Annotated in this window: 16 protein-coding genes and 3 pseudogenes; 11 read left to right on the top strand and 8 right to left on the bottom strand. The window is 63.9% G+C overall.

The genetic code is table 11. The features are described 5' to 3' along the window. Positions 1 to 59: 59 nt before the first annotated feature. Positions 60 to 1,416, top strand: a pseudogene (gene der, locus H9L15_RS03075) (ribosome biogenesis GTPase Der). A 53-nt stretch (positions 1,417 to 1,469) separates the two neighbouring features. Next, positions 1,470 to 1,904 (top strand): Hpt domain-containing protein, encoded by a 435-nt coding sequence (locus tag H9L15_RS03070; protein ID WP_187715111.1) that lies wholly within the window; start codon positions 1,470 to 1,472, stop codon positions 1,902 to 1,904. Here the strand turns inward: H9L15_RS03070 and H9L15_RS20100 are convergent. The 7 genes and pseudogenes from H9L15_RS20100 to purL form a co-directional block, all read right to left on the bottom strand. Next, a pseudogene (locus H9L15_RS20100) lies at positions 1,901 to 2,433 on the bottom strand (DUF418 domain-containing protein). The gene H9L15_RS03070 and the pseudogene H9L15_RS20100 sit on opposite strands and share 4 nt — an antisense overlap. Before the next feature lie 752 nt (positions 2,434 to 3,185). Beyond that, positions 3,186 to 3,665 (bottom strand): bacterioferritin, encoded by a 480-nt coding sequence (gene bfr, locus H9L15_RS03055; protein WP_187715109.1) that lies wholly within the window; start codon positions 3,663 to 3,665, stop codon positions 3,186 to 3,188. Between the two features lie 110 nt (positions 3,666 to 3,775). Further along, on the bottom strand, positions 3,776 to 4,009 hold the full coding sequence (locus tag H9L15_RS03050) for a (2Fe-2S)-binding protein (RefSeq protein WP_317617574.1): 234 nt from the start codon (positions 4,007 to 4,009) through the stop codon (positions 3,776 to 3,778). Positions 4,010 to 4,018: 9 nt separating this feature from the next. Further along, positions 4,019 to 4,681: a CPBP family intramembrane glutamic endopeptidase gene (locus tag H9L15_RS03045; RefSeq protein ID WP_187715108.1), complete on the bottom strand. Its 663-nt coding sequence runs from the start codon at positions 4,679 to 4,681 to the stop codon at positions 4,019 to 4,021. A gap of 38 nt (positions 4,682 to 4,719) precedes the next feature. Then, the gene (locus tag H9L15_RS03040) at positions 4,720 to 5,121 is read right to left on the bottom strand and encodes a DUF3052 family protein (protein WP_187715107.1); all 402 of its coding nucleotides are present in this window, start codon (positions 5,119 to 5,121) and stop codon (positions 4,720 to 4,722) included. After that, positions 5,118 to 5,567, bottom strand: coding sequence for a hypothetical protein (locus H9L15_RS03035; RefSeq protein ID WP_187715106.1), 450 nt, complete (start codon positions 5,565 to 5,567; stop codon positions 5,118 to 5,120). The genes H9L15_RS03040 and H9L15_RS03035 overlap by 4 nt, the downstream gene beginning before the upstream one ends. Positions 5,568 to 5,683: 116 nt before the next feature. Beyond that, a complete protein-coding gene (purL, locus tag H9L15_RS03030) occupies positions 5,684 to 7,939 on the bottom strand; it encodes a phosphoribosylformylglycinamidine synthase subunit PurL (protein ID WP_187715105.1) in 2,256 nt (751 codons plus the stop codon). A 113-nt stretch (positions 7,940 to 8,052) separates the two neighbouring features. On the opposite strand from purL, the gene H9L15_RS03025 reads away from it, so the two are divergent. Beyond that, positions 8,053 to 8,529: a VOC family protein gene (locus H9L15_RS03025; RefSeq protein WP_187715104.1), complete on the top strand. Its 477-nt coding sequence runs from the start codon at positions 8,053 to 8,055 to the stop codon at positions 8,527 to 8,529. A gap of 60 nt (positions 8,530 to 8,589) precedes the next feature. On the opposite strand, the gene H9L15_RS03020 is transcribed toward H9L15_RS03025, so the two are convergent. Continuing rightward, complete coding sequence (locus tag H9L15_RS03020) at positions 8,590 to 8,832, bottom strand: hypothetical protein (RefSeq protein WP_187715103.1); 243 nt, start codon at positions 8,830 to 8,832, stop codon at positions 8,590 to 8,592. 189 nt (positions 8,833 to 9,021) lie between these two features. On the opposite strand from H9L15_RS03020, the gene H9L15_RS03015 reads away from it, so the two are divergent. The 8 genes and pseudogenes from H9L15_RS03015 to H9L15_RS02980 all read left to right on the top strand — a co-directional run bounded on the left by H9L15_RS03015 (position 9,022) and on the right by H9L15_RS02980 (position 14,168). Further along, positions 9,022 to 9,249: a hypothetical protein gene (locus tag H9L15_RS03015; RefSeq protein WP_187715102.1), complete on the top strand. Its 228-nt coding sequence runs from the start codon at positions 9,022 to 9,024 to the stop codon at positions 9,247 to 9,249. Positions 9,250 to 9,257: 8 nt separating this feature from the next. Next, positions 9,258 to 9,458, top strand: coding sequence for a hypothetical protein (locus H9L15_RS03010; RefSeq protein WP_187715101.1), 201 nt, complete (start codon positions 9,258 to 9,260; stop codon positions 9,456 to 9,458). A gap of 2 nt (positions 9,459 to 9,460) precedes the next feature. Then, positions 9,461 to 9,724 carry a hypothetical protein gene (locus H9L15_RS03005; RefSeq protein ID WP_187715100.1) on the top strand — a complete coding sequence of 88 codons (264 nt, stop codon included), beginning with the start codon at positions 9,461 to 9,463 and terminating at the stop codon, positions 9,722 to 9,724. 554 nt (positions 9,725 to 10,278) lie between these two features. Next, the gene (locus tag H9L15_RS03000) at positions 10,279 to 10,461 is read left to right on the top strand and encodes an MraZ N-terminal domain-containing protein (RefSeq protein WP_187715099.1); all 183 of its coding nucleotides are present in this window, start codon (positions 10,279 to 10,281) and stop codon (positions 10,459 to 10,461) included. An 80-nt stretch (positions 10,462 to 10,541) separates the two neighbouring features. Continuing rightward, a complete protein-coding gene (locus H9L15_RS02995; RefSeq protein WP_187715098.1) occupies positions 10,542 to 10,760 on the top strand; it encodes an MraZ C-terminal domain-containing protein in 219 nt (72 codons plus the stop codon). A 4-nt stretch (positions 10,761 to 10,764) separates the two neighbouring features. Continuing rightward, positions 10,765 to 11,728: pseudogene (gene rsmH / locus H9L15_RS02990) on the top strand (16S rRNA (cytosine(1402)-N(4))-methyltransferase RsmH). After that, the gene (locus tag H9L15_RS02985) at positions 11,725 to 12,471 is read left to right on the top strand and encodes a hypothetical protein (protein ID WP_187715097.1); all 747 of its coding nucleotides are present in this window, start codon (positions 11,725 to 11,727) and stop codon (positions 12,469 to 12,471) included. The pseudogene rsmH and the gene H9L15_RS02985 overlap by 4 nt, the downstream one beginning before the upstream one ends. Then, positions 12,468 to 14,168, top strand: coding sequence for a peptidoglycan D,D-transpeptidase FtsI family protein (locus tag H9L15_RS02980; protein ID WP_187715096.1), 1,701 nt, complete (start codon positions 12,468 to 12,470; stop codon positions 14,166 to 14,168). The genes H9L15_RS02985 and H9L15_RS02980 overlap by 4 nt, the downstream gene beginning before the upstream one ends.

Here is a 14,168-nt window from a genome sequence, read left to right as displayed (position 1 = left end):
CGAATCGGTGTTGTATCACGGTCCTTCGCAGAAGCGGATTCATCGGCTAACCGCCGCGGATGCCCCGTCTCCCCACCGTAGCGATCGTCGGCCGTCCCAATGTGGGAAAGTCGACGCTCTTCAATCGCCTCGTCGGCAAGAAGATCGCGCTGGTGGACGATCGCCCCGGCGTCACCCGCGACCGCCGCGAGGGCGAGGCGAAGCTGCTCGGGCTCGAGTTCCGGGTGATGGACACGGCCGGTTACGAGGACGAAGACCCGCACACGCTTCCGGGTCGCATGCGCCAGCAGACCGAAGCCGCGGTGCGCGAGGCGGACGTGGCCTTGTTCCTGATCGATGGGCGCGAGGGGCTGACCCGCTCGACGAAGAGATCGCTCGGTGGCTGCGCGCGGGGGAAACACCGGTCATCGTCGCCGCCAACAAGGCGGAGGGGAACGCCGGCGAGAGCGGGCGTCTCGAGGCCTTCTCGCTCGGCCTCGGCGAACCGATCGCCATCAGCGCCGAGCATGGCGAGGGCGTCGTCGACCTGTTCGAAAGCCTCCGACCCTTTGTTGAGCGCGACGACGACGAGGTCGAAGAGGAGCTTGACGAGGAAGACCCGGCTCGGCCGCTGAAGCTCGCCATCGTCGGGCGGCCCAATGCCGGCAAGTCGACGCTGGTCAACAAGATGCTCGGCGAGGAGCGAATGATCACCGGTCCCGAAGCGGGGATCACGCGGGACTCCATCACCCTCGACTGGGAATGGCAGGGACGGCCCGTGCGGCTCGTCGATACGGCGGGCCTTCGGAAGCGGGCGAAAATCGAGGACAAGCTCGAGAAGCTGTCGGGTGCGGACACGCGGCGCTCGATCGAACATGCCGAGGTGGTCGTCCTCCTCCTGGATGCCACTCGGGGCCTGGAGGCACAGGATCTGCGTATTGCTGACCTCGTCGTCGAGGAGGGCAGGGCGCTCATCATCGCGCTCAACAAGTGGGACGTCGCTGAACATGCCTCCTCATTGTTCAACGGAGTGAAGGCGGCGCTTGAAGAGGGGCTCTCGCAGCTCAAGAACGTTCCGGTGCTGGCGATCTCGGCGAAGACCGGGAAAGCCGTGGACGACGTTCTCAAAGTCGCGTTCGAGCTTCGCGAGTCCTGGTCGCGCCGGATTTCGACGGGCGAGCTCAACCGTTGGTTCGAGCAGGCCGTCGACGCCAATCCGCCGCCGGCTCCGAGCGGTCGCCGGATCAAGCTTCGCTACATCACGCAGGTGAAGACCCGACCGCCGACCTTCGTCGTCTTCGGCACCCGCGTCGACCAACTGCCGGACAGCTATCGCCGCTACTTGCTCAACTCGATGCGGCGCGACCTGAAGCTTGCCCGGTGCCGATGCGGCTTTCCTTTCGCGCGCCGAAAAACCCGTACGACAAGGGGCGCTAAGCCTAATTTTACCCTTTGCGGCGTAAGCGAGTCCCGTGGTCACGGGGAATGCAATGAGCGACGACGACTTCAAGATCGTCGACTGGGTTCACTTCGAACGGAGCCGCGCCGAGCTCGGTGCCGGTTTCATTCGGATTCTCAGTTACTTCCGCGAAGACGGAGCCAAATCGGTCGCGCAGATCGAAGAGGCGATGCACGACCAGAACACGGCCGCGCTCGTTATTCCGGCCCACACCATCAAGGGTGAGGCTCGTCAGTTCGGGGCCGGTCCGCTCGCCGATGTTGCCGAACTGATTGAAAGCACCGCGAGGCTTTGCGTCGAGTCGCGCCGCTTCCCTGACGAGCTCGTTCCGGAAGTCGTCGAGCTTCGCAAGCTCTTCTCGCGAACGGTCGACCTGTTCGACAAGGCAACCAATCCGCTTCTGACCCGCGCTCCGCAGGCAGGTTTCGGCCGCAAGGCCTCGAACCAGGATTTCGGCCGGATCTAGGCCGTCGCGGGCGTCGCTCGCGTCTTCCGCATCGGCTGCATCTTGCCACGCGCAAGGCTGCGCCATGCCCATTCCAGCGGGCCGTAGTGGAAGCGCTCGAGCCATGGCTTGGACCATAAGAGCATCCCCACCCACACCAGCGGCACGAGGCACCACGCCTGCCAGCGCGACAGAGACCCGTAGTAGCCAAGCCCCAGCCGTAGAAGATCAGCGACGCCACGATCGATGTGCCAAGATAGTTGGAGAAGGCACACCGTCCCGTGGCAGCAATGCGCTGCGCAAGCGGGCCGAAGCGGCGCGTTAGCAGGATGATCTTGGCCGCATAGCCGAATGCCATGACCGTGATGAAGGGCGTCGCAACGACAACGAACGCGGCGATCGAACCTAGGACGCTGAAGCCGGACCAAACATCGTAACCGACAACCCCCGCGCCGCCGACGAAACCGATCGAAAGCGAGATGACGGCAACCCGGCGGTAAGCCTTGTTGCTCCATTCACCGGTCAGGAAACCGGACCGGTATCCGGCCATGCCCAGCAGCATCAGCCCGATAGTGTCCGGAATGAAGGCGATCGTCGTCGGGAAGATATCCGTCCATTCGGACAGGCGATAGCGGACGTAATCGAGATAGGTCCCCAGGTGGATGGCCCGATCGTCGGCAATCGTCTGCGCATCCGGGGCAAAGCTTCCGAAACCGGCATTCCAGGAGTCGATGGCGGCCTGCGGAGCGTTCGGTGCATGGGCGGCGACATCGGTGTGATAGCCATCGATCAGGAAGCCGGTGAACAACAGCATGTGCCCGACCATGAAGGCGGCCCCGAGCGCCACTTGCCTTTCGATCGACAGGTTGCGGAACAGGAAGACCACCAGTCCGCAAACCGCATAGAGCGTCAGGATGTCGCCGAACCAGATGAAGTAATAGTGGATCAACCCGAAGCCGAGCAGGACGAGCATCCGCCGTGCGTGAACGAGCCAGGCCGGCCGGCCGGAAGCTTCGGCGCGCTCGATCACCAACAGCATCGAGGCACCGAATAGCATCGAGAACAACGACCGCATCTTGCCGTCGATCAGGACCATGTTGGTCGCCCAGACCGCAAAGTTCGGGCCGGTACTTCCACCGTACACGGCGGGGTTGAAATAGGCGGCCTCGATCATCGCGAAGGCGATGACGTTGACCGAGAATATGCCCATCACCGCGACGCCGCGAATGATGTCGAGCGTGATGATTCGCCCCGACTCTCCGGTCGATGGAAGTGTCGCCATTCCTGTCCCCTGCGGGAACCTTAGCTTTCGGCGGGCTTCGACTGAAGCTGAATGTAATTCTGCAGGCCCATCCGCGCGATCATCTCCAACTGCTGCTCAAGCGTGTCGACGTGGCTCTCCTCATTTTCGAGGATTTCCGAGAAGAGATCGCGACTGACGTAATCCTTCACCGTCTCGCAGTGCGCGATGGCTCCGCGCAGCTGGGTCAGCGCTTCCATCTCCAGCTCGAGATCGGCCTTCAGCACCTCTTCAACGTTCTCGCCGATGTGCAGGCGCCCAAGCAGCTGGAAATTGGGCAAGCCGTCGAGAAACAGGATGCGTTCCGCCAGCCGGTCCGCATGCTTCATCTCGTCGATCGATTCGTGACGCTCGAACGCGGCGAGCTTGTGGACGCCCCAATTGTCGAGCAGCCGGTAGTGCAGCCAGTACTGGTTGGTGGCGGTCAGCTCATTCTTCAGCGCCTCATTGAGAAGCTCGATGACCTTGGGATCGCCCTTCATTCAGTGACTCCTGCCGACAGCACGGATGTACTCCCCACGCGCGCGGAAGGAAGTCGAAAAACTGGCGGAAAACCGGGAAAAACATGCGACTGAGAGTCAGTCGCAGAAAGTCAGGCGGCGCGGGCAGTCACGAGCCGAAGGTGCTTCGCCTTGCCAAGCTCTTCGTCGATCACGTCCTGGGCAAAGTCGAGGCAGCATCCGCACTGCACGTTGCAGCCCTGGCAGGCGTACGCGGCCTCCGGAGACGCCGCGCCGCAGCGAGCGGCCTTGCGGACCTCGCTCTCGGTGATGCGGTTGCAGATGCAGACGATCATGCAGACGTATATATCGATAATGCGAACCATTCGCAAGTATCAGTCGCCGGCCCCTAGCAGCGGCAGCAGGACATTGGGCACGAAGTCGACCAGGAAGTGGCCAGTGATCGTCGCCAACAGGTCGCGCTTCCACAAGTAGTAAGCGGTGAACAGTCCGCCGAGCACGAACGCCAGGAACACACCGGCCATGCCTTGCCGAAAATGGAATGCGGCGAAGAGGACTAGGGTGACGCCCGCGGCAATCCACTTGCTTCCGGTCAGCGACTGCAGGCGCTCCAAGGCAAATCCTCGGTAGAGCACCTCTTCCGAAATGCCTGCGCGCATGACTGCGAGGAATGTGACCGGAAGCGCGCGCGATATTCCGCTTCCTTCTCCATAGTGAATGCCAAGGTCCGAGAAGCCAGCGAGGCACGCGAGCAGGATTACGAAAGCGGCGACGGCCAGCCCGAATCCCCAGGCCACGGAGCGGCCGACACGATCGAAGCGAAGGCCGATCGAAGACAATGGCAGGCGCTCGCGAGCGACGACGATCCACAGGACGAATGCGGTGACGGCAAGGATTGCAATCTCCCGGATGACGATGCTGCTCGCCGCTGTCGGATCGGGGGCGAGCAGACGCTGAGCCGTGACGATCGCTGGAATGCCGAGGAGCGAGATTGCCAGGCCCGCATAGGTCCAGCCGCGCGTGGATGTCTGGGTCATGCGCCCACGTTACACGTGTGTAACGAGAGCGCGAAGCCTTACCGTCGCCGCATCAGCTTCAGGCCCGACCAGGTCGCGTCGATCGCGCAGACCTTCACGTCGACCAGACCCATCGGCAGGCAAACCTCGCGGATCGTGTCCTCCGTGATGTCGGTTGCGACTTTCGCGGCCTTCTTCGGCCAGCTCACCCAGAGGAACCCGCCCTTGCCCAGCAGGGGCAGCAGTGCCCGGGCCTTGTCCTCCAGCGCAGTGCGCTGGGTAACGAAGACGTGCGCTGCCTCGAGCTCGCTTTCGGGAATGAACTGCCATTCGGGCTTCTCGCCGATGCTCTGTTCGATCTCGTGACGAATGGGATCGGGCATGTCGCCCACGAACACCCGCATGCCTTGGCGATACCCGAGCTTCTTGCCGAGCGGCGTGCCGGAGTAGCCGGCGGTCATTCGGATCGCGGCTTCAGAGCGCGCGCGGCGACGAGCGACATGGGGATGCCGACCAGCACCACGTGCGCGAACAGCTGAGTCGCGATCGACAGCGCTTTCGGCGGAAGCGGCGTGCCGAAGCGGAGCGGAACGACCAGCCAGTTCATGATGAAATAGGTGATGACGCCAAAAGCGATTCCGGTTCGGTAAGGCGTAGCGAGAATCGGCGGCCGCGATCGCAGGAACAGCATCAGGGAGACCGCCATAATCGCCATCAGAGAAAAGTGGACGAGCAGGCCGAGGATCGCGCCCGCGGCGCCCATGTCCACGGCAGCAGGGAAGGGGCCCGAGGCGACGTAGCGCAGCATGTTCCCGATCTCGCGGCCGAAGAAAACCGTCAGGATCATCGCGAACAGGATGTCGAGCGTGCCGGAAACGGCCGTCGCGATGGCGATCGGCTTGAGCATTGAGCCTCCCCTTTCCAGGGACGCTAGCTACCTCTCTCCGTCATTGCGAGCGCAGCGAAGCAATCCAGCCGCGCACTGGATTGCCGCGTCCCTTCGGCACCTCGCAATGACGAGCGTTATGCAAGCGCGGCGTCGGCGCCCATCAGCTTAGGGAAGGTGCCTTCATGCGCGACCCGCAACTGACTTAGCGTCACGCTCTGAGGGCCGCCGCGATCCATCAAATCGAACGTCAATGCATCTCCGCCCGTCGTTCCAATCGGAACGGCGAAAAGGTTCGCATCATTCGCTAGCGCCCGGACCCGATCTGGATCGGACGTCGTGACGACGTAACGACCCTGATCCTCGCCGAACAGGATCGCGCCTGGGTTGGGGATTTGCGGCACGACCGTCATGGACATTCCGATGTTTCCGGCAAGTGCCATTTCAGCAATCGCGACACCTGCTCCACCGTCGGCGCAATCGTGAACAGCAGTGACGAGCCCGTCCGCGATCAATCCACGGATGCATTCGCCCGCACGCCGCTCGGCATCAAGATCGACTGGTGGCGGAGAGCCCTCACGTCGGCCGTGACACACGTCAAGCCAGAGTGACTGGCCCGAATGACTGTCGCTGTGGCCGATCAGGATGATGTGCTCACCCTCAGCCTTGAAAGCGATCGTCGCCGACTTCTCCCAATCCTCCAGCAACCCGACGCCGCCAATTGCAGGCGTCGGCAAAATCGCTGAGCCGCCGCCCGTCGCCTTGCTCTCATTGTAGAGCGACACGTTGCCGCTCACGATCGGGTAGTCGAGCGCGCGGCAAGCTTCGCCCATGCCCTGCAAGGCACCGACGAGCTGCGCCATGATCTCCGGCCGCTGCGGGTTGCCGAAGTTGAGGCAGTTGGTGATCGCCAGCGGCTTCGCGCCGACCGCGCAGAGGTTGCGGTAGGTCTCCGCGACCGCCTGCTTCCCGCCCTCGACCGGATCGGCATAGACGTAGCGCGGCGTGCAATCGGTGGTGATGGCCAGCGCCTTCTTCGTCCCGTGCACGCGCACGACCGCTGCGTCTCCGCCCGGCCGCTGGACGGTGTCGGCCCCCACCTGGCTGTCGTACTGCTCCCAGATCCAGCGGCGGCTGGCGAGGTTGGGTGAGGCCATCAGCTTCAGCAGGTCCGCCGCGATGTCCGTGCTCTCCGGCACGTTCTCCAGCGGCTTGATGCCGGCCCACGCCTTGTACTCGTCCTGGCTGATGTACGGGCGCTCGTAGCAGGGCGCCTCGTCGGCGAGCGGACCGAGCGGGATGTCGCAGACGACCTCCCCGTCGAACTCCAGCACCATGTGGCCGGTGTCGGTGACCTCGCCGATGACCGCGAAGTCGAGCTCCCACTTGCGGAAGATGGCTTCGGCCTCCGGCTCGCGGCCGGGCTTCAGCACCATCAGCATGCGCTCCTGGCTCTCGGAGAGCATCATTTCGTAGGGCGTCATGCCCTCTTCGCGGCACGGCACCTTGTTCATGTCGAGCCGGATGCCCGCGCCGCCCTTGCTCGCCATTTCGACCGAGGAGGAGGTGAGGCCCGCGGCGCCCATGTCCTGGATGGCGACGATCGCGTCGGTGGCCATCAACTCCAGGCAGGCCTCGATCAGCAATTTCTCGGTGAAGGGGTCGCCGACCTGCACGGTCGGGCGCTTCTCGTCGCTGTTCTCGTCGAAGTCCGCGCTGGCCATGGTCGCGCCGTGGATGCCGTCACGGCCGGTTTTCGAGCCGACATAGACGATCGGGTTTCCGATGCCCGTCGCGGCCGAGTAGAAGATCTTGTCCGTCTTCGCGACGCCGACGGTCATCGCGTTGACGAGGATGTTGCCGTCATAGGCGGTGTCGAAATTGACCTCGCCGCCGACGGTCGGGACGCCGACGCAATTGCCGTAGCCGCCGATGCCGTGGACCACGCCCGCGATCAGGTGGCGCATCTTGGGATGATCGGGCCGGCCGAAGCGCAGCGCGTTCATGTTCGCGATCGGGCGTGCGCCCATGGTGAAGACGTCGCGCAGGATGCCGCCGACGCCCGTCGCCGCGCCCTGATAGGGCTCGATGTAGGACGGGTGGTTGTGGCTCTCCATCTTGAAGATGGCCGCGTCGCCGTCGCCGATGTCGATGATGCCGGCATTCTCTCCGGGACCGCAGATCACCCACGGCGCCTCGGTCGGCAGCTTCTTCAGGTGGAAGCGCGACGATTTGTAGGAGCAATGCTCCGACCACATCACCGAGAAGATGCCGAGTTCCACGAGGTTCGGCTCGCGTCCGAGCGCGTGGAGGAGACGGTCGTACTCCTCAGGCGAAAGGCCATGCTCGGCGACGGTTTCGGGACTGATGCGGGAGGCTTCGAGAACGGTCATGCGCGGCCCTTAGCCGCGTCTGCGAATGGTCGCTAGCTTGCGACGAACGGCTTTGGAGCGACTCAGGCAAAAGGAGTAGGCTCGCGGCGGGTGGAAGGGTCAGGAGACCTCAGATGCCGAAGCCCATTCCCGAAGGCTATCACAGCGTCACCCCGTATCTGGTCGTCGACGACGCCAACGCCGCAATCAAATTCTACGAGCGCGCGTTTGGCGCGAATGAGAAGTTCCGACTGCCGATGGGCGGCCGTGTCGGCCATGCCGAGCTGGAGATCGGCGACAGCGTGGTGATGCTGGCTGATGAATTTCCGGATCAAGGCCACCTTGGCCCTCGGAGCCGGGGCGGGCCGACGTCGAGCATTCTGCTTTACGTCGATGACGTCGACACGGCGTTCAACAAGGCGATCAACGCCGGCGCCCATCAGGATCGTCCACTCGAAGACCAGTTCTGGGGCGACCGTATGGGCACCTTGAGCGACCCGTTCGGCCACCAGTGGAGCCTCGCGATGCACGTCGAGGATGTTCCGCCGGACGAGATGCAGCGGCGGATGGAGCAAATGGGCTCTTCCCAGAAGCAGGCGGAACCAGCCTAAGGCCAAATGAAAACGGCGCCGGATTTCTCCGGCGCCGTGGATTGAAACAATGGTGCTGGCTTAAGCCTTGCAGCTCTGGCCGTTGAAGGTGATCGACGCGGCCTTGGCATCGCCGGTCAGTGCCTTGTCGCCAGCGGCGAGCAGAGGAGCGCCTACCTCGTCACGCGACTTCTTCACGCGCGCGGAGCCGTCCGAATACCAGTCAACGTAGATCAGGCTGTTGTCCTTGCAGCGATAGGCCTTGCTGGCCTGGATCGACGGCGGAAGCGTCACCGATCCGGCGTTGGCAACGGCGTTGGCCATGGGGTCCGGCCCGGCGGGGTCGGAAACGATGGTGTGGTCTTCGCTGTTGCAGCCGGCTAGCGCGGCGGCCGCAACGAGCGTCAGGATCGTTAGGGGCGAGTCATGATTCCAGCGCCTTTCACAACGGCAGTGCAAGCGTCAAGGCATCACCTTGCATTGTACCGTGTCGGGCCATAGCTTCCAACCGCAATGGCCAATCCCGCGAGCACCAGCGCTCAACGCATTCGGATCGGGCTCACGGGCCTTGCGTTCGCCTTCCTGCTGGTGCTGCTCGGCTCGGTCATCACTCGGTCCCGCGAGGATCCGGAAATCGACAATGCGCAGCAGTTGAACACATCGGAATCCGATGAGCCGCTGGCGCAACTGGGCGTTGCTCCCGGAGGCGACGCTTCCCTCAATAACGCCAGCGCAGAGTAGGTCGCCATATGCGCCGCATTCCGGCGCTGGTCCTGGCGCTTGGCTTGATCGCATTGCTCGCCATCGGCGCGGCTGTCGCGCTGGGTCGTGGCGGGTCGGCCTCGAATCTCGGTCCGCGCGACCGGAAGCCGCGGCTGATGCTGCTTACGACCCTGCCACTGATCTTCCCGAAGAGTTCACCCTGGAAAGCAGTGGATCGAAGGCGCTGACGGTGCTGGAGACCCGCTACCGCGTCGTCCCGATTGGGGCTGCCGACCGGGCGTCCCTCGCGCAGGGCCGATTGCTGCTGATGGCTCATGCATTGCCGCAGACCGCCGAGGCGCTGGTCGATCTCGATCGCTGGGTACGGGATGGGGGCGGCTGCTTCTACTGGCAGATCCCAAGCTCGACTGGCCGAGCAAGCGGCCGCTGGGCGACAAACTTCGCCCGCCGCCATCGTTCGCTGATACGGGACTGCTTGCTCACTGGGGCTTGAAGCTCGTGAAGAGCGCGGCGGACGGGCCAGTTGCTGGGGACATCGGACCCAGCCCAACGACTTTTTCCTCGCCGGCGGGATCCTCGCCGAGAAAGCCGGCTGCGATGTTGAGGGGAAGGGCTTAATCGCCCGCTGCGCGATCGGACGCGGCAAAGCGACGATCATCGCCGACGCGGATTGGCTGAATGTCGATGACCGATCCGGTGACCTCCAACTGCTGCTTCGCGAACTCGACCGGCTGGAACGCTGAGTAGGCAGTGACTTAGCCGCTGATTCTCCGATTCGGTCTGCGCACAGGGTTATCCACAGGTTGATATGCAAAGAACAGGTTAGGAACATCCCGCGAAACTGAGGTAAAAAAGCCGCAGAAATCCGCCAGTGGGCATGAAAACCCACGAAATGGCATCAAAATCCATTGTGTCCCAAATAAGGTGAGTTACCAACACTCTCCGTAGTGCGGGGCTAACCCATTGCCTGTGTTTTGGGCGCGGAAGCGCGGCGATGCCGTGCGTCCGTGGTCGGGAGAGCCGTGCGCTGCGAACGGGGAGTGGTTTGTGGCGCTAGAGCATCTGTTTCAGGGCAGTGCGCTGAACGCGGTGGACGCGAAGGGTCGCGTTTCCGTGCCCTCCTTCCTGCGATCCGTCATTGAACGCAGAGGCGACTCCCGCACGATCGTCCTCGCCAAGCATGACACCTTCGCCTGCCTCAGCGCCTACGACCCGCATACGCTGCGCTGAAGCACGCCAAGCTGGAGCGCCTGCTCGAAAAAGAAGAGACGAGCCCCGATGCGCAGCTGGAATATCAGCAACGCAACCTGATGGCGTTCGCCGCCACCGAAGAGGTTCCTTACGACCCGTCGGGCCGGATCGTCCTCCCGCCGATGATGCGCCGCAAAGGCGAGCTTCAGGACATCGCACTGTTCCTGGGTACCGGCGAAACCTTCCAGATCTGGAATCCCAAGCTGCTCCTCAAAGATCCGCGCATCCCGAGGACCTCAAAGACGTCACGCGCTTCCGCCTCGAAGAGAAGGGCCTGAAGGCATGACCGGCCGCGGCACCACCGCAGCGCCGCATGTCCCGGTGCTCCTCGACGAGGTGATCGGCGCAATGGCCATCCAGCCGGGCGAGACGGCTGTCGATGGAACGTTCGGAGCCGGCGGCTACACGCGTGCCATGCTCCAGGTGGGGCGGGACGAGTGATCGCTTTCGATCGCGACCCCGAGGCGATCGAAGCCGGCAGGTCGCTCGTCCCGGACCCAATCTGATGCTCGTCGAAGATCGGTTCAGCCAGATGGACCGGGTGTTGACGGAGCGCGGCATCGGCCTCGTCGATGCCATCACGCTCGATATCGGCGTCTCTTCGATGCAACTGGACAGAGCGGACCGCGGCTTTTCCTTCTCGGCCGACGGTCCGCTCGACATGCGCATGGAAAAGGCCGGCCCGACCGCCGCCGACTTCCTCAACGAGGCCGACGAGGCCGAGATCGCGCGTGTCCTTCGCGAATACGGCGAGGAGCCTCGCGCCCGCGCCATCGCCCGCGCCATCGTCAACAATCGCCCGATCGAACGGACGGGCGAGCTTGCCGCCATCGTCCGCCGCGCAACCGGCTACCGCCAGGGCCAGAAGAGCGATCCGGCGACCCGGACCTTTCAGGCGATCCGCATTCATCTCAACGCCGAGCTCGATGAGCTCGAAGGCGGTCTCGCTGCTGCCGAGCGCTCGCTCAAGCCCGGCGGCCGGCTTGCCATCGTCACTTTCCACAGTCTCGAGGACCGCATCGTGAAGCGGTTCTTCCGTGAACGTAGCGGCGCGACGCCAGCGGGGTCTCGTCATCGCCCAGTAGCAGTCCAGGGCCCCGCACCAACATTTGAGCGGGTCGCCAAGCCGGTCAGCCCGTCCGAGGCCGAGATCGCACGCAATCCGCGGTCGCGTTCGGCACGGCTGCGCAGCGCGGTCCGGACATCCACGCCGGCATGGCAGGCCAAATCAGGAGACAGGAAATGAGCGCGGCCCGGAGCTTCCGCTCGGTGTTCATGGTGGCGAGCTGTGCGGGCGCCGCGCTTGGTTGCTACCTGGTCTCGCTCAACGTCGCTTCGGAGCGCGCGTCTTTGGAAGACGTCGAGAACCGGATCGTCATGACGCAGCGCGACATCCGCATGCTTCAGACCGAGATCGGCACTCGCGGCCGCCTGGCACAGCTGGAGCGGTGGAACGTCAAGGTCCTCGCTTTGTCGGCTCCGTCGGCGGACCAGTTTCTGGAGGGCGGCTTCCAGCTTGCCCGCCTCGCGCAGCCCGAGCCGGCGCATAATGTCGAAGCTCCCGTGGTGATGGCCTCGGTGCCCGCGCCGCCTCTCCAATCTGCTCCGCTCGAGGAGGGCGACGCTGGAGTGGATGGCGCGGGCGCCTCCTCGTCCGCTCCCGCTGCCCGGCTGATGCGTGAAGCGAGTCTCAAGATTCCGGTTCGCGAGGCGGTGGAGCAGCAGGCCGTCGCGCCCCAGCCGAAGAAGGTCGTCCAGTCTGCGCAAAAGATCGAAGCCAAGTCGGTGAAAAGTGTTTCGGACGTGCGCGTTAAGACGCCGCAGACCAAGCCGGCGATGAACGAAAAGAAAGCTGGGGATAAGAAGCTCGAAGCCGCCGCCAAGCCGGTGACAAAGCCGGTGCGTCTGGCCAAGGTCGATCCGCTGGCGCCGCTTCCGGCCAAGGCAAATTCGAAGAAAACAGCCAAGGATTCCGGCTCGGCCCGATGAACGCACCGACTCCCGCTCTCGTCGCTTCCCGGCCCGAGCGGCTCCGACTTGTCGGTCAGCGGCGTCAGATTCTGACGATGATGCACCAGCGGCTGATGTTCGGCCTGTTGGTCTATGCCGGCATCATCGCGCTGATCGCGCTGCGCATCCTGTATCTTGCAGCCTTTGGCGATCATGCCGGGGCCAAGCGCGGCCTGACCGCACTCATCCCGGAACGCGGCGACATCGTCGATCGCGACGGCGTGCCGCTGGCGCGGACGATGGACGCGTGGACCATCGGTTTGTGGCCGAACAAGGTGATCGGCGACAAGCTGGAGCTTGCGCGCAGTCTGGCGCGGCTGATGCCCGAACGGGACGAGGCAGCGTATTTCGCAATGCTGCGATCGGGGAAGAACTTCTTCTACCTTCGCCGCCGCGCAGCACCTGGCGTGGTCGAGGCGGTCAACGCGCTTGGCGAGCCAGGCATCGCGCTGGAGCGGGAGCCCGACCGGCTCTACCCGCAGACCAGTCTCGCTGCTCACGTCATCGGCTACACCGATATCGACGGGCATGGCGTGGCCGGCATGGAGCGGGCGTTCGACAAGAAGCTGTCCGACTCCGCCTCCCGCGGGGAGCCGCTGCAGCTGGCGATTTCCAGCCGGATCCAGCAGGCTCTCGAGCACGAACTGCTGTTCGCCATGACCAAGTTCTCGGCCAAGGGCGCGGCCGGTGTCGTCATGGACATTCACACGGGCGAAGTCCTGGCGCTCACGTCGTTGCCGCAGCTCAACCCCAACGCTGCGGGACAGGGATCGATGGAAGCCCGCTTCAACCGCGCCACGCTTGGCGTCTGGGAGCTGGGCTCGACCTTCAAGCCGTTCACCGTCGCGATGGCGATGGACAGCGGGATCATCAAGAATTTCGGCAAGATGTATCCCTGTCCGCGCGAATATCCGGCTTACGGCCGGGTCATTCACGACACTCACCCCTACGGCCGCGCCTGCTCCGTCGCCGAAATCATGAAGGAAAGCTCCAACATCGGTTCGGCTCAAATAGCCGCGGAGGTTGGTGCAGCTCGTCAAAAGGCGTTCCTCGATAAATTGGGCTTCCTGCGGAAGAGCGACATCGAGCTGCTGGAGAAGACGAAACCTCTTCGGCCGCGCGATTGGACTTCGCTGGACACGATGATGATCGGCTTCGGCCACAGCCTTGCGGTCAGCCCGCTGCATCTCGCCAGCGGCTATGCGACGTTGTTCAACGGCGGCGTCTACCGGCCGCCGACGTTGCTCAAGGTCGACCGCAGCCACGCGACTGGCAAGGGTCATCGCGTCTTCACCGAGGACACGAGCTACAAGATGCGCTCGCTCCTGCGTCTGGTTGTGACAGAGGGGACGGGCAAGAAGGCCGACGCGCCCGGCTATCGGGTCGGCGGCAAGACCGGATCGGCCGAGAAATATGAGAACCGGTCCAAGCTGGTGACCAGCTTCGCGGGTGTGTTCCCGATGGATGAGCCGCGCTATGTGATGGTTATGATGCTCGACGAACCCCAGGCGCTGCCGGAAACCTATGGCTTCCGCACTGCCGCCTGGAACGTCGGCCCGGCCTTCGGACAGGCGGTCAGCCGCATCGCGCCCATGCTTGGCGTTCGCCCGGACAAGAATCGCGAACCCGACATGTCGCTTGTACTCCCCTACGTTCACGAAGACGCAAAGCACTAG

The sequence above is a fragment of the Sphingomonas daechungensis genome, assembly GCF_014489495.1.
GTDB classification, from domain to species: Bacteria; Pseudomonadota; Alphaproteobacteria; order Sphingomonadales; family Sphingomonadaceae; genus Sphingomicrobium; species Sphingomicrobium daechungense.
This window is presented reverse-complemented; position numbering and strand designations above follow the sequence as displayed.

Coding starts and splice junctions, on each gene's coding strand:
- H9L15_RS03070 (WP_187715111.1), top strand. CDS start 1,470: ATGAGCGACGACGACTTCAAGATCGTCGACTGGGTTCACTTCGAACGG.
- bfr (WP_187715109.1), bottom strand. CDS start 3,665: ATGAAGGGCGATCCCAAGGTCATCGAGCTTCTCAATGAGGCGCTGAAG.
- H9L15_RS03050 (WP_317617574.1), bottom strand. CDS start 4,009: ATGGTTCGCATTATCGATATATACGTCTGCATGATCGTCTGCATCTGC.
- H9L15_RS03045 (WP_187715108.1), bottom strand. CDS start 4,681: ATGACCCAGACATCCACGCGCGGCTGGACCTATGCGGGCCTGGCAATC.
- H9L15_RS03040 (WP_187715107.1), bottom strand. CDS start 5,121: ATGACCGCCGGCTACTCCGGCACGCCGCTCGGCAAGAAGCTCGGGTAT.
- H9L15_RS03035 (WP_187715106.1), bottom strand. CDS start 5,567: ATGCTCAAGCCGATCGCCATCGCGACGGCCGTTTCCGGCACGCTCGAC.
- purL (WP_187715105.1), bottom strand. CDS start 7,939: ATGACCGTTCTCGAAGCCTCCCGCATCAGTCCCGAAACCGTCGCCGAG.
- H9L15_RS03025 (WP_187715104.1), top strand. CDS start 8,053: ATGCCGAAGCCCATTCCCGAAGGCTATCACAGCGTCACCCCGTATCTG.
- H9L15_RS03020 (WP_187715103.1), bottom strand. CDS start 8,832: ATGGCCAACGCCGTTGCCAACGCCGGATCGGTGACGCTTCCGCCGTCG.
- H9L15_RS03015 (WP_187715102.1), top strand. CDS start 9,022: ATGGCCAATCCCGCGAGCACCAGCGCTCAACGCATTCGGATCGGGCTC.
- H9L15_RS03010 (WP_187715101.1), top strand. CDS start 9,258: ATGCGCCGCATTCCGGCGCTGGTCCTGGCGCTTGGCTTGATCGCATTG.
- H9L15_RS02995 (WP_187715098.1), top strand. CDS start 10,542: ATGGCGTTCGCCGCCACCGAAGAGGTTCCTTACGACCCGTCGGGCCGG.
- H9L15_RS02985 (WP_187715097.1), top strand. CDS start 11,725: ATGAGCGCGGCCCGGAGCTTCCGCTCGGTGTTCATGGTGGCGAGCTGT.
- H9L15_RS02980 (WP_187715096.1), top strand. CDS start 12,468: ATGAACGCACCGACTCCCGCTCTCGTCGCTTCCCGGCCCGAGCGGCTC.